At 65.1% G+C, this 18,698-nt stretch carries 19 protein-coding genes; 4 read left to right on the top strand and 15 right to left on the bottom strand.

Features of this window, described 5'->3' with window-relative positions:
• Positions 1–2 precede the first annotated feature (2 nt).
• The 8 genes from FHP91_RS10895 to FHP91_RS10860 form a co-directional block, all read right to left on the bottom strand.
• Positions 3–863 (bottom strand): sel1 repeat family protein, encoded by an 861-nt coding sequence (locus FHP91_RS10895; protein WP_144309634.1) that lies wholly within the window; start codon positions 861–863, stop codon positions 3–5.
• The gene (locus tag FHP91_RS10890) at positions 860–1,201 is read right to left on the bottom strand and encodes a DUF2149 domain-containing protein (RefSeq protein ID WP_144309633.1); all 342 of its coding nucleotides are present in this window, start codon (positions 1,199–1,201) and stop codon (positions 860–862) included. Before FHP91_RS10890 ends, FHP91_RS10895 begins: the two co-directional genes overlap by 4 nt.
• A complete protein-coding gene (locus FHP91_RS10885) occupies positions 1,201–1,689 on the bottom strand; it encodes a MotA/TolQ/ExbB proton channel family protein (RefSeq protein WP_144309632.1) in 489 nt (162 codons plus the stop codon). Before FHP91_RS10885 ends, FHP91_RS10890 begins: the two co-directional genes overlap by 1 nt.
• A gap of 1 nt (position 1,690) precedes the next feature.
• Complete coding sequence (locus FHP91_RS10880; protein WP_144309631.1) at positions 1,691–2,407, bottom strand: hypothetical protein; 717 nt, start codon at positions 2,405–2,407, stop codon at positions 1,691–1,693.
• A gap of 133 nt (positions 2,408–2,540) precedes the next feature.
• On the bottom strand, positions 2,541–3,176 hold the full coding sequence (locus tag FHP91_RS10875; RefSeq protein ID WP_144309630.1) for a response regulator: 636 nt from the start codon (positions 3,174–3,176) through the stop codon (positions 2,541–2,543).
• Positions 3,148–4,548: a sensor histidine kinase gene (locus FHP91_RS10870; protein ID WP_246116279.1), complete on the bottom strand. Its 1,401-nt coding sequence runs from the start codon at positions 4,546–4,548 to the stop codon at positions 3,148–3,150. The genes FHP91_RS10875 and FHP91_RS10870 overlap by 29 nt, the downstream gene beginning before the upstream one ends.
• Before the next feature lie 108 nt (positions 4,549–4,656).
• Positions 4,657–5,376 (bottom strand): hypothetical protein, encoded by a 720-nt coding sequence (locus tag FHP91_RS10865; RefSeq protein WP_144309628.1) that lies wholly within the window; start codon positions 5,374–5,376, stop codon positions 4,657–4,659.
• Positions 5,373–5,705: a thioredoxin family protein gene (locus FHP91_RS10860; protein ID WP_144309627.1), complete on the bottom strand. Its 333-nt coding sequence runs from the start codon at positions 5,703–5,705 to the stop codon at positions 5,373–5,375. The genes FHP91_RS10865 and FHP91_RS10860 overlap by 4 nt, the downstream gene beginning before the upstream one ends.
• Positions 5,706–5,934: 229 nt before the next feature.
• On the opposite strand from FHP91_RS10860, the gene FHP91_RS10855 reads away from it, so the two are divergent.
• On the top strand, positions 5,935–6,963 hold the full coding sequence (locus FHP91_RS10855; protein WP_186301513.1) for a GGDEF domain-containing protein: 1,029 nt from the start codon (positions 5,935–5,937) through the stop codon (positions 6,961–6,963).
• Between the two features lie 11 nt (positions 6,964–6,974).
• On the opposite strand, the gene FHP91_RS10850 is transcribed toward FHP91_RS10855, so the two are convergent.
• The 3 genes from FHP91_RS10850 to glyA all read right to left on the bottom strand — a co-directional run bounded on the left by FHP91_RS10850 (position 6,975) and on the right by glyA (position 11,517).
• Positions 6,975–8,780, bottom strand: a complete 1,806-nt coding sequence (locus FHP91_RS10850; RefSeq protein ID WP_144309625.1) for an ABC transporter transmembrane domain-containing protein — start codon at positions 8,778–8,780, stop codon at positions 6,975–6,977.
• Between the two features lie 87 nt (positions 8,781–8,867).
• Entirely contained in the window at positions 8,868–10,247 is a 1,380-nt protein-coding gene (locus tag FHP91_RS10845; protein WP_144309624.1) for an L-serine ammonia-lyase, read from the bottom strand.
• A 16-nt stretch (positions 10,248–10,263) separates the two neighbouring features.
• Positions 10,264–11,517: a serine hydroxymethyltransferase gene (gene glyA / locus FHP91_RS10840; RefSeq protein ID WP_144309623.1), complete on the bottom strand. Its 1,254-nt coding sequence runs from the start codon at positions 11,515–11,517 to the stop codon at positions 10,264–10,266.
• A gap of 130 nt (positions 11,518–11,647) precedes the next feature.
• On the opposite strand from glyA, the gene FHP91_RS10835 reads away from it, so the two are divergent.
• The 3 genes from FHP91_RS10835 (at position 11,648) to FHP91_RS10825 (ending at position 13,610) form a co-directional block, all read left to right on the top strand.
• Entirely contained in the window at positions 11,648–12,499 is an 852-nt protein-coding gene (locus FHP91_RS10835; RefSeq protein ID WP_144309622.1) for a LysR substrate-binding domain-containing protein, read from the top strand.
• 153 nt (positions 12,500–12,652) lie between these two features.
• On the top strand, positions 12,653–12,940 hold the full coding sequence (locus FHP91_RS10830) for a DUF2502 domain-containing protein (RefSeq protein WP_144309621.1): 288 nt from the start codon (positions 12,653–12,655) through the stop codon (positions 12,938–12,940).
• A 136-nt stretch (positions 12,941–13,076) separates the two neighbouring features.
• Positions 13,077–13,610, top strand: coding sequence for an REP-associated tyrosine transposase (locus FHP91_RS10825; protein ID WP_144309620.1), 534 nt, complete (start codon positions 13,077–13,079; stop codon positions 13,608–13,610).
• 224 nt (positions 13,611–13,834) lie between these two features.
• Here FHP91_RS10825 and FHP91_RS10820 read toward each other — a convergent pair whose 3' ends face one another.
• The 4 genes from FHP91_RS10820 to FHP91_RS10805 all read right to left on the bottom strand — a co-directional run bounded on the left by FHP91_RS10820 (position 13,835) and on the right by FHP91_RS10805 (position 18,533).
• Positions 13,835–14,365, bottom strand: a complete 531-nt coding sequence (locus FHP91_RS10820) for a gamma-glutamylcyclotransferase family protein (RefSeq protein ID WP_144309619.1) — start codon at positions 14,363–14,365, stop codon at positions 13,835–13,837.
• A gap of 41 nt (positions 14,366–14,406) precedes the next feature.
• Positions 14,407–14,802, bottom strand: a complete 396-nt coding sequence (locus FHP91_RS10815) for a cupin domain-containing protein (protein ID WP_144309618.1) — start codon at positions 14,800–14,802, stop codon at positions 14,407–14,409.
• Positions 14,803–15,347: 545 nt separating this feature from the next.
• Positions 15,348–16,703 carry a KAP family P-loop NTPase fold protein gene (locus tag FHP91_RS10810; RefSeq protein ID WP_144309617.1) on the bottom strand — a complete coding sequence of 452 codons (1,356 nt, stop codon included), beginning with the start codon at positions 16,701–16,703 and terminating at the stop codon, positions 15,348–15,350.
• A 300-nt stretch (positions 16,704–17,003) separates the two neighbouring features.
• Positions 17,004–18,533 carry a sigma-54-dependent transcriptional regulator gene (locus FHP91_RS10805; RefSeq protein WP_144309616.1) on the bottom strand — a complete coding sequence of 510 codons (1,530 nt, stop codon included), beginning with the start codon at positions 18,531–18,533 and terminating at the stop codon, positions 17,004–17,006.
• Between the last annotated feature and the right edge of the window lie 165 nt (positions 18,534–18,698).

Genomic DNA, 18,698 nt, shown 5'->3' with positions numbered 1-18,698 from the left:
GGTCAGGGGTGGTTGGACGGGGTGGGAATCCACGCGGGGTCGGCATAAACACTGCCGTCTTCGCGGCGCCAGGCGTAGTGCACGCCATGGGCGAGGAAGTTGCGCGCGTCGCGGTCGCCGGCTGCGGCGGCGGTGTTGAACAGGCGCAGGGCGGCGTCGCGATCGGGCGCGGTGCCCACGCCGAAATACAGCGCGGTGGCGTACTGGACGCGGGCGCCGTCGCTGTAGCCGGGGGTGTGACTGGCGACGGCCTGGCGCAGGTAGTCGGTCATGCGTTCGGGGCGGCGCGGCACGCCGAGGCCGCTTTCGAAGAACTGCGCCAGCCGCACCAGGCCGCCGGCATGCCCTTCGCGCACGCAGGCGGCGAGGATCACCAGCGCCGACTCGTAGTCGCCGCATTTTTCCAGTTCGAACAGCGCCGACGAGAAGTGGCCGGTGCCGAAGCTGCAACTGGCCTTGCCGGTGTAGGTGTCGGCGTCCGGGCCGTTGGCGGCAGGCTCCGGCCCCTGGCACAGGTGGTTGGGCCGCGGCAGGCGCGGGGCGGCGTCGGCGACGCGCTGCATCCAGCGTCGGGCCGCGGCGTGGTGCGCGGGCTGCGAATCGGACGCGTGCCAGCGCAGGTGGGTACCGCCGGTGGCTGCGTCCCAATCCACGCTGACGTCGACTACGCCCGCCTCGGGCAGGTGGAGCTGGCCTTCGAAGCGGTTGAGGTCGAGCTGCGCGCGCTCGCGCAGCTGGTCGTTGTCGAGCTGGCCGAGCAGGGCGCGCCAGGCACGTTCGGGGGCGACGGCGATCGGCAAAGTGTCAGCGGCGGCAGGGGCGGCCAGCAGGGCCGCCAGCAGCAGGGCAGGGAGATGTGTCATCGGGGAGCCTCGTTTGGGGGGGAAGTGGTTTCGGGGACGTACACCATCGCGCCGTCGGGCAGGCGGTAGGCGATGCCGGCGCGCACGCCCTGGCCGATGCCGGCGGTGCCGTCGGCGCGGTAGCGTTCGATGCGCTCGCCGTCCTTGACCACCAGTTCCATGTCGGCGCTGCCGGGATTGCGGATCAGCGTCAGCGCCTCGGCGCCGTAGGGCGACAGCGGGCTGTTGGCGATCGACAGCAGCAGCGCAGCGATGAGGACCAGGAATACGTCGATCAGATTGACCACCGACAGGATCGGGTCTTCGTCATGCGCCTCGTCGCGCAGCGGGGGGCGCATCAGGCCGCCTCCGCGCGCTGCGCGGCAATGGCGTCGAGATCGCGCACATACCAGCGCCGCCGCCAGGTGAGCACGGTGTAGGTGATCGCGGCGGCGATCAGCGCCAGGATGACGGCCGAGAAGGCCACCGCCAGCGCCTGAGAGACGTCGGCCAGCTGCCCGTCGCCGAGCGCGCGCAGCGCCGGCCCCATCGGAATCATGGTGGCGACCAGGCCGAGCATGGGGGCAACGCGGGTGGCGAGGCGGGCCAGCTCCAGGCGCTCGTGGGCGATGCGTTCGAGCGCGGTGGCGTCCAGCTCGGGGCGGGCCCGGGCCAGCGCCAGCAACTCGAAGCCTGCTGGATGCCCGCCGCGGCGCTGACGGGCTTGCCAGGCGAGGGCGCCGAGGGCGACAAAGGCGTAGGCGAACAGCGCGGCGATTGCGATCAGCACCGGCGCCAGGAACAACTGGCCGAGGCTGTACATGGCGGTGTCGAGGGTGGCGATCATGTCAGTGGGCGCCCTGTTGCCCGTCGCGGGCGCGGGCCGCGGCACCCGCGGCGAGCAGCGTCGCCAGTGCGGCGATCAGGCCGAGGGCCGGCGTGGGGGCGGGCGCGGAGGCCGGGGCGACGGGGGCCAGCCGCGGCCCGGTGCTGTCGCGGGCGGCGCGTTGGGCGGCGACGGAGCGGCCGCGCTGGTCGCGGTCAGCAGTGTGGGTGCCGCTGTCGAGAAAGGCCTGGGCGTCGGCGTCGCCTTCGGCGGCCGCCTCGCGAAACCAGCGCTCGGCCGCGGCCTCGTCGCGTTCGACGCCGCGCCCGAGGTAGAGCGCGGTGGCGTAGTGCAGTTTGCCGAGCGTGGCGTATTCGCGGTCGTCGCTGTGGGCGGCGCGGCGCATCAGCTCGGTGGCGGCGGCACTGTCCTGCGCGATGCCGGTGCCGTCTTCGAGCAGCAGGGCTTTCCAGATCATGGCGCCGACGTAGCCGGCGGCGATGCAGCGGTCGAAGATGGTGTGGGCGATGGCGTGGTTGCCGCATTTCTCTGCCCAGTAGCCGTAGGCGCACATGGTCGAGCTGGCTTCTTGCTGCGACCAGTAGGCGATCGACAGGTCACTTTGTGCGGCGTCGGGCGCGTCGGGCGGGCCGCCGCAGCTGGTGGGCGGGACGACCGCCACAGCAGGTGTGGCGAGGACGAGTGCGATGACGAGGAGGACGGCGTTGCGGGGCGGCATGGGGCGCTCCGGGGATGGCAGTGTGGCCATCGTGAGCGTCGCGGCCGGCGAGAAAAAGGGGCAAACCGGGGGGCGGGCAGATTGCCCGGGGGGCGTCGGGTGCTTCGCCCGCCCGGCGACGCGGGCGCGGGGTTCAGCCGCGTCCGAGGCCGTGTTCGGTGGCCAGGCGGGCGAGCTCGATGTCGCTTCGGGCGCCGAGCTTGCGCTTGATCTGGTAATGCGTGTTCTGCACGGTCTTGGGGCTGATGTGCAGGCGCTCACCGATGCGCGCGTGATCGTCACCGTCGAGCAGCAGGCGCAGGACCTCGAACTCGCGCGGCGACAGGGCGTGCAGCGGGCCGGGCGCGTCGTCGAGCAGGCTCATTGCCAGCTCCGGGGCGATGTCGGGGCTCAGCGTCCGCACGCCGCCGGCGACGCGATACACCGCCTGCACCAGCACCGACGGCTCACTGCTCTTGGTGACATAGCCGAGCGCGCCGGCCTTGAGCGCCTGGGCGGCAAACAAGGGGTCGCGGTGCATGCTGAAGGCGAGAATGCGCAGCGCCGGGGCGCGCTGGCGCAGTCGCCCGATCAGCTCGATGCCACCCATGTCGGGCAGGGCGAGGTCGAGCACGACGAGGTCGGGGGCGTGTTCGCGCACAGCGCTCAGCGCGACGGCGGCGGTGCCGGCTTCGGCCACGATGCGCAGGTCGCCGCGCCGTTCGAGCAGGCGGCGGTAGCCCTCGCGGACCACGGCGTGGTCATCGACCAGCAGCAGGCGGATGCTCATCGGCGAGGTCTCCATGGGTCAGTGCCGAGGGCGGGAACCCGGCGTGCAGCGTCATGCCACAGGGCTGGCGCGGGGTGAGCGAAAAGTGGCCGCCGAGGGCCTCGACGCGTTCGGTCATGCCAAGCACGCCGAGGCCGCTGCCGCGGGTGTCCTGCGCGCCGCTGGTGCCGTCGTCTTCAACGGTGAGCGCCATGCCGTGGGCGTCGCGTTCGAGCGCGAGGCGGATCTGGCGCGGCGCACCGTGGCGCAAGGCGTTGCTCAGCCCTTCCTGGGAAATGCGGTAGAGGCTGACGGTGAGCGCGTCGGGGAGGCGGTCGATGTCGTCGGCCAGGCGCAGGTCGATGCGGCAGGCCGGGTGGTGGCGTCGGGCGGTGTCGGCCAGCTGGGTCAGGCTGGCGCGCAGGCCGAATTCTTCCAGCCCGACCGGCCGCAGCTGGTGGAGGATGCGCTGCAGGTTGTCCATCATTGTGGCGGTGCTGCGGGCGATGGCGTCAATGGCGGCGGCGCGCTCGGCTGGCGGGGCGTCGGCGGCGCAGGCGGCTTCGGCGCGGATCGAGGCCAGCGACTGGCCGAACTCGTCGTGCAGCTCGCGCGCCAGCCGGCGGCGCTCCTGCTCGCGCACGGTGAGCAGGCGCTGGGCGAGCTGGCGCTGGCGGCGGTCGGTGCGCTGCAGGCGTTCGGCGAGGTGGTCGAAGCCTTCGGCGATGCGGCGCAGCTCGACCAGCGCCGGGCGCGGCATGCGGGCGGTGAGGTCTCCGCGTTCGAGGCGGCGGAGGGTGTCGAGCACCCGATCGGTCGGGCGCAGCGCGCGGCGCACTGGCAGGTAGATCAGCAGGTTGAGCAGCAGCACGCCGGCGCTGATGGCCAGCACCAGGCGCAGCTGTTGCCACAGGGCGGCCGCTTCGCTGTCGAGGTCGGGGGTGACGGTGACATGGCCGACGGTGATGCCGGGGTACTGGCGGATCGGCCCGGCATGGCGCGCCGCGTCGCCCAGTTGCCAGGCCAGGAGCGCGCGCACCGCCGCGGGTGCCGCGTCGGATGCGTCCGGGTAGCAGCGCTGGCGCGACTGGTTGGCGTAGAAGGTGTGCACCTCGATGCACAGCCTGAGCAGCCGGCCCAGGGCGTCGGGCAGGGCGAGCGCCAGGTTGTCGGCGCTGCGGTCGAAGCCATCGCGCGGCGTGTCCAGTTCGCGGCCGATGAGCTGCTCGACGGTGGGGCCGCTGAGCCGCACATGTTCGCCGATGCGCCGTGTGCTGTGGTCAATGACGAAGCCCGATGCGCCCAGGCCGATGAGGCAGGCGAACAAGGTGACCCGTAGCGCCAGGTGTCGCTTGAGATCAAAACCCGGCGGATGGGCGGGGGCTGGGGACATGGGAGGATGGCGCATGGGCGCCGGGCGTGACGGAAGATGCACGTCAGTGTACTGCGCCACGAGGGGCGGGGTGCAGCGCTGGCCATGCTGCGGGCAAATTGCCCGGTCTCAGTCGATCTGCGTCTCGCGGTGGGCGGCGAACCACTTGATCATGCGCAGCGAGTGGGCGTAGCCGTGGTGGATCTGCGCCGCATCGTAGCGGTGGGCGTCGCCGACAGGGCAGGCCAGTCGCGCGACGCAGGTGTCGGCGCAGCGCGAGCCGGGCTGCTGGCGATAGTCGATGCAGGCGTCGAGTGCAAAGCCTCCGCCGGCCATCGCGTCCGCCGGGCAGTTGCGGATGCAGGGCGTGTCGGCGCAGTCGCTGCAGGGCGATCGGGTGCGTACGGGCGGGGTGGGGTGGAGTGTGGTGTCGGCGAGCAAGGCCACCCGATAGGCAAACCAGGTGCCCAATTCGGCCTGGATGCCGACCTTGAATGGGCTGTCATGGTGCCAGCCGGCGTGTTGCCCGAGTTGCTGCAGGTTGACCGGGGTATTGCCGGGGTAGAGGCGATGCTGGGTGCGGCCCGGGTACTGCTGTTCGAACCACCGGTTGACCTCGCGCACACTGAACGCATCGATCGGATCGTCGTCGTCAATGCCGTCGGCACAGAGTGCTCGCCATAGCACAGGCCCGGCGTTGCCAATGAGGATGAGTTGTCGAAAGCCCGCTTGCGGACACGTGGCGTGCAGCACGCGCTCGCGCAGGGGCTCTGGCAGTTCGGTGAGGTTGAAGACGGCCTGCAGGTTGAGCCCGACGGCGTCGAGCGCGCTGAAGTCGGGCGGGCTCACGGGTTGGCGTCGAGCAGCGCCAGTGCCTGCTCAAGGGCGGCGGCATCTTCCGGGCGCACCAGTCGGGCAACTTCCTGGCCGTTTTTCAGAAACACCAGCGTCGGCCACAGTCGCACAGTGAAGCTGCGCCCGAGGCGCCGGCCCGGGCCGTCTTCTACCCGGATATGCTGCACGTTTGGGTGTCTCGCCAGCGCGGCTTGCACCATGGCGCTGGCGCCAAGGCAGTAGCCGCACCAGTTCGCGCCGAAGTCGAGCACGGTCGGTTGATCGAACGCGTCGACCGTCTGGCGGGTGAGCGGCGTGTCGAGGTAGGGCGTGTGCTGGGCCATGGCGGCGCTCGGCCAAATGGATGAGAGCGATAGCATAATCTATGCGTGGGGCGCGGTGCACTGTAATGGCATTAACCGCGCTCTTGGTATGGTGATGATGGAGGCATCTCTGTCATAATGCGTCAGATTTTTTTGCGCTATCACCAACGGATGATTGGCGCATACGCCAAACCAGCATCTGCAGTAGCGAAATGCGATATTCGACGAGGCCCGTATGACGACGTCCGACATGGATTCTTCAGCTACCCCGATGGATGCGGCAGTGCGGGAAGATGACGTCGCCTTTCGGGTCATTGACTTCCTGTTTGTGCACCGCTTGAGCACGACGCCGGTGCACTATGCCGTGGTGCATGCGTATTTCGATGGCAAGCATCAGGAAATCTGCGCGGCGATCGATGGGCTGTTGGCTGCGGGCAAACCACTGGACGCTTTCTTTGTCGGGGAACTCTATGAGGAGTATCTCGCGGCTGAGGCGATCCGTCGTTTTCGTGGCGTGGGTTCCGATGTCGAGCGCTTGCTTGAGGGCTTGATGGACAGCCTGCGTACGGCAGATCAGGGCTCGTCGGAATACCAGGCGTCCTTGCGGGAAAATATCGGCAAAGTTGGCCAGTCCAGCGACGCGCTGCATCTCAAGCAGGTGGCGCAAAGCCTGCTCGAATCGGCGATCAAGGCCAGCGAGACCAACGATGTGCTAAAGAAAAGCCTCGAAACCGCCGACCAGGAAGCCCGGCAGTTGCGCAGCGAACTTGAAAAGCATCGCCGCGAAACCATGACCGACCCGCTCACCGGTCTGCTCAATCGTCGCGGCATGGAAGTGGAGATGTCGCGGGTGCTGGGCGAAGACGTCGAGGGCAAGGCGACCATGATGGTGCTCGACATCGATCACTTCAAACGCATCAACGACACCTACGGCCATGCCGTGGGCGACGTGGTGATCCGCAAGGTGGCTCAGACCGTCAAGCGGTTGATTCCCGCCGGTGCCGTGCCGGTACGCTATGGCGGCGAAGAGTTTGCCGTGCTGCTGCCGCGCAGTTCGGCCGATGAGGCCAGGGGTATTGCGGAAACGATTCGTGACACCGTCGAAAAGTTGCGCCTGATCCGTCGTCACGACAAGATGGCAATTTCCCAGTTCACCATTTCGATCGGCATCGCCAAGCGCAGCCTGCGCGACGACATGGAAACCCTGTTTCAGCGTGCCGACAAGGCGCTCTACGAGGCCAAGTCGGGCGGGCGAAATCGGGTGATGCTGGCGGTCTGAGCTTGCCCGGTTTACAGATCCAGTTGTAGCGAAGCCAGCCGGGCATACAGCCCGCCTTGCCGGCGCAGGTCGTCCGGCGTGCCGATTTCAACGATGTGTCCGGCGTCCATCACCACGATGCGATCCACCTGCTGCACCGTCGCCAGACGGTGAGCGATGATCAGCGTGGTGCGCCCGGCCATGGCGGCGGCGAGGCCTTGCTGGACGAGGATTTCCGATTCGGCATCGAGCGCGCTGGTGGCTTCGTCGAGCATCAGCAGGCGGGCGCCCTTGAGCATGGCGCGGGCAATGGCGATGCGCTGGCGCTGACCGCCCGACAGGCGGGTGCCGCGCTCGCCCAGAAAGGTTTGATAGCCCTCGGGCAGGCGGTCGATGAACTCATCGACCCGTGCCGCGCGGGCGGCCTGGATCACCTCGTCGTCGCTGGCGTCGCTGCGGCCGTAACGGATGTTTTCCATTGCGCTGGCGGAGAAGATCACCGGGTCTTGCGGGACGATGGCGATGTCCTTGCGCAGGTTGTGCAGGCTGAGTTGGCGGATGTCCTGGCCATTGATGGCGATGCTGCCGTCCGACACATCGTAATAGCGCAGCAGCAACTGGAACAGCGTGGTCTTGCCGGCGCCCGAGGGGCCGACCAGCGCCACGGACTCGCCCGGCGCGATGTCGAGGCAGATGTCGTCGAGCGCGTTGAGTTGCGCTCGGGCGGGGTAGGCAAAGCGCACATGATCGAAGCGGATCGCGGCCTGTGGCGAGGCGGCGGGCGTGATTGGCGTGGCGGCCTCGCGGATGGCGGGCTCGGCGTGCAGCAACTCGAGCAGACGCTCGGTGGCGCCGGCCGCACGCATCGCGTCGCCCCACACTTCGGCCAGCGTGCCCACACCACCGGCGACCAGCGCGGCGTAGAGCACGAAGGAGAAGAGTTGGCCTTCGGTCATGGTGCCGGCCGCGACCTGCTGCGCCCCGATCCACAGCACAAAGATGATGGTGCCCATGATCGCGGTGATGATCAGTGCGGTGAGCGCGGCGCGCACCCGGGTGCGGCGGATGGCCGTGGCGAAGCTGGTTTCGGTGCGTTCGGAAAAACGCTGGGCTTCGGCCGGCTCCTGCGTATAGGCCTGCACGGTGGGCATGGCGTTGAGGATTTCGCCGGCCAGTGCCGAGGCGTCGGCGATGCGGTCTTGCGATTCGCGCGAGAGGGTGCGCACCTTGCGACCGATGACGAAGATCGGCAGCGCGAGCAGGGCCATCAGCCCGAGGTTGAGCGAAAACAGATGGAAGCTGGTGACGGCCAGCATGACCATGCCGCCGGCAAACTGGAACAGGCTGCGCAGGCCCATCGAGATCGAGCTGCCGACCACGGTCTGGATCAGCGTGGTGTCGCCGGTCAGGCGCGAGAGCACTTCGCCGGTCTGGGTGGTCTCGAAGAACTGCGGCGACTGCCTCAGCACCCGCGCGTACACCGCGCTGCGCAGGTCGGCAGTGGCGCGCTCGCCAATCCACGACACCGTGTAGTAGCGCCCGGCCACCGCCAGCGCCCACACGCTGGCCAACGCAAACAAGGCCAGAAAGTGGTCGTTCAGACTTAGCCCGCCGAGCAGGCCGGTCGGCGGTTGTGCGGTCTTGCCGAAGCCGGCGTCGATGAGATCGCGAAAGGCCAGCGGCACCAGCAGCAGCGTGGCCGAGGCCAGGCACAGCAGCACAAAGGCGAGCGCGATGCGGGCGCGGTAGGGCCGCAGAAACGGCCACAGACCCCGAAGGGTGGAGACTTTGCGGGAACCGACAGGACGGTTGGGAGCGGAGGGGGAGCGACGGGCCATGCGCGATTATCGTTCATCGCGGCATGGCGTGCGTTGGGGCCGGCCGGCGTCATGTCTGCGCAGGCCGGCGTCAGGCGGTCGGTACGCTCAGCACTCGATGATGTTTACCGCCAGGCCGCCGCGCGCGGTTTCCTTGTACTTGGTTTTCATGTCGGCGCCGGTCTGGCGCATGGTGCGGATCACCTTGTCGAGCGACACGAAGTGTGTGCCGTCGCCGCGCAAGGCCATGCGTGCGGCGTTGATGGCCTTGATCGAGCCCATCGCGTTGCGCTCGATGCAGGGCACTTGCACCAGCCCGCCGATGGGGTCACAGGTGAGGCCGAGGTTGTGCTCCATGCCGATTTCGGCGGCGTTCTCGACCTGCTCGGGCGTGCCGCCCAGCACTTCGGCCAGCGCACCGGCAGCCATCGAGCAGGCCACGCCGACTTCGCCCTGGCAGCCGACTTCGGCGCCGGAGATGGAGGCATTTTCTTTATAGAGGATGCCGATGGCGGCAGCGGTGAGCAGGAAGCGCACCACGCCGTCTTCGGTCGCGTTGGGCACGAAGCGGGTGTAGTAGTGCAGCACCGCGGGCACGATGCCGGCCGCGCCGTTGGTGGGCGCGGTGACCACGCGACCGCCGACGGCGTTTTCTTCATTGACGGCCAGCGCGTAGAGATTGACCCAGTCGAGCGTGGTGAGCGGGTCGCGCATGCCGGCTTCTGGTGCGCTCGACAGCTTGCGGTACAGGCCCGCCGCGCGGCGTTTGACCTTCAGGCCGCCGGGCATGATGCCTTCTTGCTCGCAGCCGCGGCGCACGCATTTTTGCATCACGTCCCAGATGTTCAGCAGGCCGGCGCGGGTCTCGGCGTCGGTGCGCCAGGCACGCTCGTTTTCGAGAATCACCTGGCTGACTGGAATGCGCTTGTCGCGGCAATGGGCGAGCAATTCGTCGCCGCTCTTGAAGGGATGGGTGACGCGGGTGGTGTCGGCCACGATGCGGTCGGCACCGGCGGCGGCCTCGTCGACCACGAAGCCGCCGCCGACCGAGTAATACACCTTCTCCTTGATTACCTCGCCGGCGGCGTCGAAGGCGCTGATGCGCATGCCGTTGGGGTGGTAGGGCAAGGAGGTGCGCCGGTGCATGATCAGGTGCTCGCGCTCGATGAAGTCGATGGCGTGCTCGCCGGCCAGCAGCAGGCGGTGTTCGCCGCGGATGCGGGCGAGCTTGCCTTCGATCTGCTCGACGTCGACCACGTCGGGCGCCTCACCTTCGAGGCCGAGCAGCACGGCCTTGTCACTGCCATGGCCTTTACCCGTGGCGCCGAGCGAACCGTACAGCTCGGCCTTGACGCTGGCGACATTGCCCAGCGTGCCACTTTCTTTAAGGGCGGTCGCGAAGAGCATCGCCGCCCGCATCGGCCCCACGGTGTGGGACGACGACGGGCCGATGCCGATCTTGAACAGGTCGAATACGCTGATGGCCATGGCGGTTCGCTCCGGTTTAGCGGCCGTAGACGGGGAAGCGCGCGCACACCTCGGCGACCTTGGCGCGCACCGCGTCGATCACGGCCGGGTTGTCGATATCGTCGAGGATGTCACAGATCCAGCCGGCCAGTGCACTCACCTCGGTAATGCCGAAGCCGCGCGTGGTGACGGCCGGTGCGCCGATGCGGATGCCGCTGGTGACGAAGGGCGACTGCGGATCGTTGGGCACGGTGTTCATGTTGACGGTGATGTGCGCGGCGCCGAGGGCTGCGTCAGCGGCTTTGCCGGTCATGCCCTTGGCGATCAGGTCGACCAGGAAGAGGTGGTCGTCGGTGCCGCCGGAGACGATCTTGTAGCCGCGTTCGATGAACACCGCCGCCATGGCGCGGGCGTTGGCGATCACATCTTTCTGGTAGTCGGCAAAGGCCGGCTCCAGCGCTTCCTTGAAGGCCACGGCCTTGGCGGCGATGACATGCATCAGCGGGCCGCCTTGCGTGCCGGGGAAGACCATGGAGGCGATCTTCTTTTCGATCTCGGCATTCGCCCTGCCAATGATGATGCCGCCGCGCGGGCCGCGCAGGGTTTTGTGCGTGGTGCTGGTGACGATGTCGGCAAAGGGCACCGGGTTGGGGTAGAGCCCCGTGGCGACCAGACCGGCGACGTGGGCCATGTCGACAAACAGCAGCGCGCCGACCTTGTCGGCAATGGCACGGAAGCGCGGGAAGTCCAGATGGCGGGCGTAGGCCGAAAAGCCGGCGACGATCATCTTGGGCTGGCACTCGACGGCTTGCGCTTCGAGCGCGTCGTAGTCGATCACGCCCTCATCGGTCACGCCGTACTGCACGGCGTTGAAGATCTTGCCCGAGAAGTTCACCTTGGCGCCGTGGGTGAGGTGGCCGCCGTGGGCCAGGCTCATGCCGAGAATAGTGTCGCCCGGCTTGATCAGCGCGAGGTACACCGCCGCGTTGGCCTGCGAGCCCGAGTGCGGCTGCACGTTGGCCCAATCGGCGCCGAACAGTTGCTTGACCCGGTCGATGGCTAATTGTTCGACCACGTCCACATGCTCGCAGCCGCCGTAGTAGCGCTTGCGCGGATAGCCTTCGGCATACTTGTTGGTGAGCACCGTGCCTTGCGCCTGCATGACGCGCGGGCTGGCGTAGTTTTCCGAGGCGATGAGTTCGATATGGTCTTCCTGACGCAGGCGCTCGGCTTCGATGGCGCCCCACAGCTCGGGGTCGTAGCCGGCGATTTGCATGGTTTTGTCGAACATGGGCGTTCCTGTGGACGGAGTGGACGGGATCGGCCCTCGGGCCTGTGATCCGGCCATCCTACGACGGGCGGTGCATTGGCATTGTTAATAGTTCCAATAAAATAATTGGCAACTTCAATGGACTGTCGCCATGCTCAACCTGCCCACCGATTTGCTGCGCACCTTTGTCAAAACCGTCGAAACCGGCAGCTTCACCCGCGCCGCCGAGGCGGTCGGTCGCACCCAGTCGGCCGTCAGTCTGCAGATCCGCCGACTGGAAGATTTGCTGGATGCGCCGCTGTTGGTGCGCGGCTCGCATCGGGTACGACTCACTGAACAGGGCGCCATGCTGCTCGATTATGGCCGGCGCATGCTGGCGCTCAATGACGAAGCCGTCGGCAGCCTGCGCCAACCCAAGGTGGCCGGCAGCGTGCGGCTCGGTGCGCCGCATGAATACACCGCCTCCCTGCTACCGATCATTCTCGGCAAGTTTGCCCAGTCGCACCCCAATGTCATGCTTGACGTGACCTGCGACCTCTCCAAGAACCTGCTCATGCGGATGGACGAAGGCGAGTTTGATCTCGTGGTGGCCCTGCACGACGGGCCGGGCGACGGCCGCGGCGTCAAGGTACTCACCGAGCCGCTGGTGTGGGTCACCAGCCAGGACCACGTGCGCCACGAAGAACGCCCGCTTTCGCTGGTGGTCGCGCCGCCGCCGTGCATCTACCGCAGCCGCGTATTGCTCAATCTCAACCGCCAGAGTGTGCCCTGGCAGATTGCCTACACCAGCTCCAGCTACAGCGGCATCCTCGCCGCCGTGCGTGCTGGGCTGGGCGTCACAGTGCTGGCCGGCAGCACCGTGCCCGAGGGCGTGCGCCGGCTCGGCGAGCGCGACGGTTTCCCCGCCATCGGGAGCCTGGACGTGCGCTTGCACATCGCGCCGGCCTCGGCCAACGAAGCCACCGCCTGCCTGTCGGACTACATCGCCAGCAGTCTGACCTGAGCGCGCGATACATCGTGAGATCAAACAGTCATCGTCTCCGGGCCGGGACGGTGTAAATTTCGCCCCTTCTATGTCGTTAGCAGAATCAGGCGGCGCGAACCGTTCATCAACGGTAGCAGCACGCCACGGACGACCCATGACCCGGAGCAGTGAATGAAGAAGATTGTGCTTGTCGCAGCGTTCTTGGCTGGCGCTTCCGCGCTAACCCATGCGTCGGATGTCCGCATCGACGTCGACCGTGTCCGAATCCAGGCCGGCGGCGTCACCCTCTCCATCGGCGACCGCGACCGACGCGGTTACTACTGGGATGGCGGAGTGTGGCGCGATCCGGTGTATTGGAAAAAGCACCACTACCGTGACTACGACGACGACGACCACCGCCGCAAAGGGAACAAGGGCTACCACTGCCCGCCGGGGCAGGCCAAGAAGGGCAACTGCTGAGCAGAGCAGGGGGCGTAGGGTGCAATAACCGAAGGGCATTGCACCACCCAACGCTTGTTCGCTGCAATACCGTCGAATGCCAGGCGATACCCCAAAAACCATTGCCTCGCCCGTTTGCCATCGTCATCATCCCCGCATGCCCGACTACCGACGCGCCTGGCACCCCGGCGGCACCTACTTCTTCACCGTCAATGCCCTGCAACGGTACGGCAACGACCTCCTCACCCGCCACATCGAACCGCTTCGCGACGCGGTACGCGACGTCCGTCAACGGCATCCTTTCATCATCCACGGCTGGGTCGTGCTGCCGGAGCACATGCACTGCGTGATCGAGCTGCCGCCTGGCGACGCCAACTTCGCCACCCGCTGGCGCCTGATCAAGTCAGCCTTTTCGAAACGTCTGCCCGCCGTTGAACACCGCTCGACCGTGCGGCAGGCGAGAGGCGAGCGCGGGCTGTGGCAACGGCGCTATTGGGAACACCTGATTCGCGATGAGCGTGATTTCGCGGCCCACATGGACTACCTGCACTTCAACCCCGTCAAGCACCGCCACGTGTCATGCGTGGCCGACTGGCCCTATTCGACCTTCCATCGGCTGGTGGCGGCCGGCGTCTATCCGCAGGATTGGGCGGGCAGCGCCGGTGCAGACGCTTTGAAGGGTCGGGAGTGACCAACCGAGGAGAGCGCCCTTCGTAGGGTGCAATAACCGAAGGGCATTGCACCAATCAACGGCTCTTGCTGCGACACACGTCGAAAAGAAACGATTGCCGATTCACCCGCTTCGAAATTTCGCAGGCAAGCCGTGGTTCAGTGAATTGGGTAAAGCGTGCCGCTCCGGCTGCACCGCGCGGTCTTTGCGAGACATACGGCGCAATGCCCTTCGGTTATTGCGCCCTACGGGGAGCCGCCTGGCGCCTGCTGCCGGTTGCGATGAACGCCGCGTTCGCGCGCATCCCGGTCGGCATCCGGATCGTCGATCGTCTCCACCGCCGCGATGCGCGCCACATAGTCCGCCGGCAGGCTGGCTTCGCGGGCGCCGGTCAGCACATGATGCACATACCAGGCAAACGGCCGCAGCGTTGCATCCACCCGTAGCGCGCGATACATGAACGCCTCGACCACCGCGCCATCCGCGTTGCCGACAGCCACCGTCACCCCTTCGTAGCCCGGCCCCTCGATGGCGTCGAGCACCGCCTTCTCGGTCGCCGTGAGGCCAAACAGCACCCCCAACACCCGATCCGCCGCATCGCCCGCGGCCACCACGTCCAGCTTCGCCGAGCCGTCGGCACCGCACTTGTGAAAGCGCAGCACATGCCCCGCCAGCGTCGCCAAGCCGAGCCGGCGCGCCCCCGGAACGCGCGCGCGCAGGCGTGCCACCGACATGTTGGAGCCATAGGCGAAGTAGGTGAGTGGGCTGTCGGACATGGGCTGCTGCTTCAAAGAAGGATGGCTGCCGGCGTGGCAATTCACGGCTCGGCCCGATTCTCCGTCCCTTCGCCCGGCGTGACAAACAGCATCCGCGTGGGCACTGATGTCCTCGCCGTATGCCAGGTGCCGGCCGGCACCACCACGTACTTGCCCGGCTGGTCCAGACAAATGATCTCGTCCCCGTCCGCCGTACGAAGCACCATCTCCACCTGACCCGCCAGCAACACCACCACCTCATCCCCGGCCGGATGACGCTCCCAGGTCGGCCAGTCGGTGGTGAAGGCGTATTCGGAGATCAGCACGCGGCCCTTGAAGTGATCGAAATTCGTGTCCAGATCGGTGTAGATGGACGGCGTGACCGGAACCGTGTTGACCGACAGATCGGGATTCAGCACGGCGAAGACTTCGGCGAGTTTCGGGGCGCTGGGGGACATGGTGGGGGCTCCTGGTTGTTGGGTTCAGGCTGTCTTCAGGACGCTTCGAATGAGAACAGGGACAGATTACCGACTTCTGGCGAACGCACGTCGATCTTGGCGTGGATGACGGACTGCCGAAAGGTGCCTCCCATCTTCCCGAGATGCAGTGCGTCACCACATGTTTGCAGCCCGGATGCAGGCCGAAGGCCGGAATCCGGGATGGTGGCCGATCCACCACTGAGCACGGATTCCGCTGCAGTGTATCCGGGCGACGCCTGCAAAACGTCCAGGCCAACTCAGTGCGGGGAAACCCCGCCATGGGACCGGGATTGATTAGAAATGTTGGATTTCAAGACCTGACCCCGGCTTCGCGGCTTCTTGAAGCGTGGCATCGCGAGACTCCGCAAAGGCGATGCCTGATTATACGAAAAGCATTATCTGGCAGGGGCGGGGTGAGGAGGTTTTTCTACAGCCTCAACGTAGAGCTAACCGGCGCTGCGCGGCTTTATCGCACAGCGTCCAGCGACCGAAGGGAGCGAGGTTGAGCGCCGTGTTATACATGGCTAGTTCACGGTGAACATGCTCAGCTTCTGACAGAATATTGGAAGTAGGCTTTCTCGATCTACGTTGTACCGCCAAAGTGACTGTCCAAACCCCTTAATCGGATCGTCCGCGTCAATGCCTTGATACTCGGATTCAGTGAGCATTGAAAAGCGAATCCAATTCATCAGCCAAAACAACTTGCGCTTGCCTTCCTCTTCTTCGTTAAGTCCAAGAAGACCAAGTTGTTCGCACAGCGTCGAAAACGATATTCTCCCCAATAGGAGATTTCCAAACACATTCGGGTTGATGACCTTGACGACTGCGATGAAAACAATGACAGGAACGAGTCGAAGATGATTCTCTCCTGACGTGCTGTAGATGATCGCCAAGTTTGTAAAAACCTTCTCCAACTGTCTCAGCGAAAGATTGAAATGCTGAGCCAAAGGAATCAAGCAATCAACGATATTACGATCATCGCCCCAGGTTGTAATCTCATGCAATTGAAGTAGCTTCTTGATGTACAACTCAATGTCGTTGCTGTATCGGTCAGCAATCCTTTTTGGAATGGATGTTTCAACGTTAATGAATTTTTGGAGATAGGTGTGGGCGTCAATATTGCTCCCATATACGCTCCTAATCGCTTCCTCTAGTTGTTGCTTATGCATCACAAGAAGGAAGACAACATTCTTGACGGAAAAGAGGTGCTTTATCTTCTCAAGAACCTCCACTGCGAAGGAAGGCTTGCATCTATCTAGTTCGTCAATAATGATAACAAGACGACCGCTGCTGTTATCCATCAGATTTGCTGGCAGGTCCGATAGAGACTCTCGAAATGACTGGATGAGTTCAGTCTCTTTGTCGTGTGCACTAAGACGCTCCTTGACTAAATCTGCGATTGTTTCGGAAGTATCGGCGGCAACGTCGTCACCTATCTCAGACAAGGTTTCAATGTCGGATTCCTTGATGATTCCAAGTGTTGCTGCTTTGATGCCGATCTTCGCGGTCCATGAGAGCAGGCGTACCCCGACTTTCTTTGCTTTATCCTTAAAATTAGAGCTTTTCTGAGATTCGGCGGAGTGCTGATCTACGTACGAAGTGATTGCGCTCGCAATCGACATGAATGCATCTTCCGTGTAGTCATTTTGAAACGCGTCGATGTAGATACTCGGAATGCCTCTCTCATTCAAAAGGCCCTGCCACATCTTTACGAATGTCGTTTTTCCCTCACCCCATTTACCATCAAGCGAGATTACTAGTTCGTCCGTCGAGCGAGTGACCAAATTTGATAGAGCTTCTCCAAACTGTTGGCGCTGGAGCACGTCGTTCCTGAATCCGTCTGAATCTTCAACCACCAAGGAGGGAGTGACAAGTTTCATAGGCGTCTCGAATGGGTATAACGTTAAGTGGACAACCTAATTGACGCAACACATTGCGTCACGATGATGTAGGCATGTCGATTTTTCAAAAAAATTCTTTTGAATTCAATGGTTGTTCGCTGTGTAGACCATCCTAAAAAATGGATGCAAATACGTCGCCGTCTCAATTGCTTGGTGTGGGCCGGCGTGCGTTCATACTGGCTTCAGCACCATGCTCATTGGGCAGCTCTATAAGCCAAGGATTAAACGCGGCTTTCCACTCCGTGACAAGTACCCCAGATCACTATCCGCGCTGCGCACTCACCCGATCCCATGCCGCCGTAACCGCACAGCAATCGCCGAATGCGACGCCGCCAGCCGCTTGGCCAAGCGCCGGCTGGACGGGTAGTCGCGATACAGCCGCTGCAGCAGCGATTTTTCGAAGTCGGCGACGGCGGCTTCGAGGGTGGTGATGTCGCCGTCGGCGGTGGTGTCGGCGGGTGTGGTGGCATCGGCGAGTTCGAGGTCGCCCGCGTCGATGACGAGGCGTTCGGCCATGGTGACGGCGCGGAAGATGGTGTTTTGTAACTGGCGCACGTTGCCGATCCAGCGATTGGCGAGCAGGGCGGATTTGGCGGCGGGGGAGAGGCGCATGGCGGGGCGGGCGGCCTGGGCGCAGGCGCGGGCGAGGAAGGTGTCGGCGAGGGGGAGGATGTCGCCGGGGCGGTCGCGCAGGGCGGGCATGTGCAGGTTGAGCACGTTGAGGCGGAAGAGCAGGTCTTGGCGGAAGTGGCCGGCTTCGACCATGGCTTCGAGTGGGCGGTGCGTGGCGCTGATGATGCGCACGTCGACTTTGGCTTCGCGGTCGCCGCCGACGCGGCGGAAGCTGCCGTCATTGAGAAAGCGCAGCAGTTTGGCTTGCAGGTAGGGCGACATTTCGCCGATTTCATCCAGAAACACGGTGCCGCCGTCGGCCATTTCGAGCAGGCCGGGTTTGCCGCCGCGCAGGGCGCCGGTGAAGGCGCCCGGGGAGTAGCCGAAGAGCTCGCTCTCGGCGAGGCTCTCGGGCAGGGCCGCGCAGTTGAGCGCGAAAAAGGGTTCGGCACGGCGGCTGCTGCCGGCATGGCAGGCGTGGGCGAGCAGCTCCTTGCCGGTGCCGGTTTCGCCGGTGATGAGCAGCGGGGCGTCGACCTGGGCCATGCGGGCGGCGCGCTGTTTGAGTTGTTCGATTTCCGGCGATTTGCCGAGGATGGCTTCGAAGCCGCCGGCGTTGTAGTTCTGCAGCGCGCTCAGGCGTTCGCCCATGCGGCTGGGGGCGTGCAGGGTGAGCACGGCGCCGGCGGCACGGCCGCTAGTTTCGTGCAGCGGCAGGGTTTCGAGCATGTAGGGTTCGCCGTGGATTTCGATCTCGCGCACCGGCAGGTGGAAGCCGCCGTCGACCAGCACGTCGAGCAGGCCGGGGTCGCCGATGAGGGTTTGGATGGTGGTGGCGAGCAGGGCGGACTCGGGCATGCCGCAGGCAGTGACGGCGGCGCCGTTGGCGATGACGATACGGCCCTGGGCGTCGATGGCGAATACGGGGTCGGCCTGGGAGGCGAGCAGGGCGGCGAGGTAGAGCCGCCGCTGGGCGCCGGGGAGCATGTCGACCACGTCGACCGACTGCACGTCGCGCACCTGTTGCAACTGCCCGCGCAACTTGACGAAATCGGCCTGAGCCAATGCCGGCGCTTCAATATAGATATAGGGCGGCTCGACTTCGACGGCAGTCACGCTGAGCGCGCGCTGGGCGAGGACGGCGAGGATTTCCTGCGCGATGCCGACGCGGTCGGCAAAGAGAATGGCGATGCGCATGGTGGCTTCCGTGTTGATTTGCGTACAGTGTATTGAGATCAATACATGCTTTGCAACTTATTGATTATTAACAATCAATGTCTGTTGCTAACATGCCGTTCAATCGATCTGTATGGATGTCAATACAGATGCCCTTGCCTGCGCTTACGCTAATGTCTTGCAAGC

The sequence above is a fragment of the Denitromonas halophila genome, assembly GCF_007625155.1.
Classification (GTDB): domain Bacteria; phylum Pseudomonadota; class Gammaproteobacteria; order Burkholderiales; family Rhodocyclaceae; genus Nitrogeniibacter; species Nitrogeniibacter halophilus.
This window is presented reverse-complemented; position numbering and strand designations above follow the sequence as displayed.

Bases quoted from the DNA above. Each gene is read 5' to 3' on its own strand.
- FHP91_RS10820 (WP_144309619.1), bottom strand. From the start codon at position 14,365: ATGTCCGACAGCCCACTCACCTACTTCGCCTATGGCTCCAACATGTCG.
- FHP91_RS10875 (WP_144309630.1), bottom strand. From the start codon at position 3,176: ATGAGCATCCGCCTGCTGCTGGTCGATGACCACGCCGTGGTCCGCGAG.
- FHP91_RS10830 (WP_144309621.1), top strand. From the start codon at position 12,653: ATGAAGAAGATTGTGCTTGTCGCAGCGTTCTTGGCTGGCGCTTCCGCG.
- FHP91_RS10810 (WP_144309617.1), bottom strand. From the start codon at position 16,703: ATGAAACTTGTCACTCCCTCCTTGGTGGTTGAAGATTCAGACGGATTC.
- FHP91_RS10890 (WP_144309633.1), bottom strand. From the start codon at position 1,201: ATGCGCCCCCCGCTGCGCGACGAGGCGCATGACGAAGACCCGATCCTG.
- FHP91_RS10850 (WP_144309625.1), bottom strand. From the start codon at position 8,780: ATGGCCCGTCGCTCCCCCTCCGCTCCCAACCGTCCTGTCGGTTCCCGC.
- FHP91_RS10835 (WP_144309622.1), top strand. From the start codon at position 11,648: ATGCTCAACCTGCCCACCGATTTGCTGCGCACCTTTGTCAAAACCGTC.
- FHP91_RS10895 (WP_144309634.1), bottom strand. From the start codon at position 863: ATGACACATCTCCCTGCCCTGCTGCTGGCGGCCCTGCTGGCCGCCCCT.
- FHP91_RS10870 (WP_246116279.1), bottom strand. From the start codon at position 4,548: ATGTCCCCAGCCCCCGCCCATCCGCCGGGTTTTGATCTCAAGCGACAC.
- FHP91_RS10825 (WP_144309620.1), top strand. From the start codon at position 13,077: ATGCCCGACTACCGACGCGCCTGGCACCCCGGCGGCACCTACTTCTTC.
- FHP91_RS10845 (WP_144309624.1), bottom strand. From the start codon at position 10,247: ATGGCCATCAGCGTATTCGACCTGTTCAAGATCGGCATCGGCCCGTCG.
- glyA (WP_144309623.1), bottom strand. From the start codon at position 11,517: ATGTTCGACAAAACCATGCAAATCGCCGGCTACGACCCCGAGCTGTGG.
- FHP91_RS10880 (WP_144309631.1), bottom strand. From the start codon at position 2,407: ATGCCGCCCCGCAACGCCGTCCTCCTCGTCATCGCACTCGTCCTCGCC.
- FHP91_RS10855 (WP_186301513.1), top strand. From the start codon at position 5,935: ATGGATTCTTCAGCTACCCCGATGGATGCGGCAGTGCGGGAAGATGAC.
- FHP91_RS10815 (WP_144309618.1), bottom strand. From the start codon at position 14,802: ATGTCCCCCAGCGCCCCGAAACTCGCCGAAGTCTTCGCCGTGCTGAAT.
- FHP91_RS10860 (WP_144309627.1), bottom strand. From the start codon at position 5,705: ATGGCCCAGCACACGCCCTACCTCGACACGCCGCTCACCCGCCAGACG.
- FHP91_RS10805 (WP_144309616.1), bottom strand. From the start codon at position 18,533: ATGCGCATCGCCATTCTCTTTGCCGACCGCGTCGGCATCGCGCAGGAA.
- FHP91_RS10885 (WP_144309632.1), bottom strand. From the start codon at position 1,689: ATGATCGCCACCCTCGACACCGCCATGTACAGCCTCGGCCAGTTGTTC.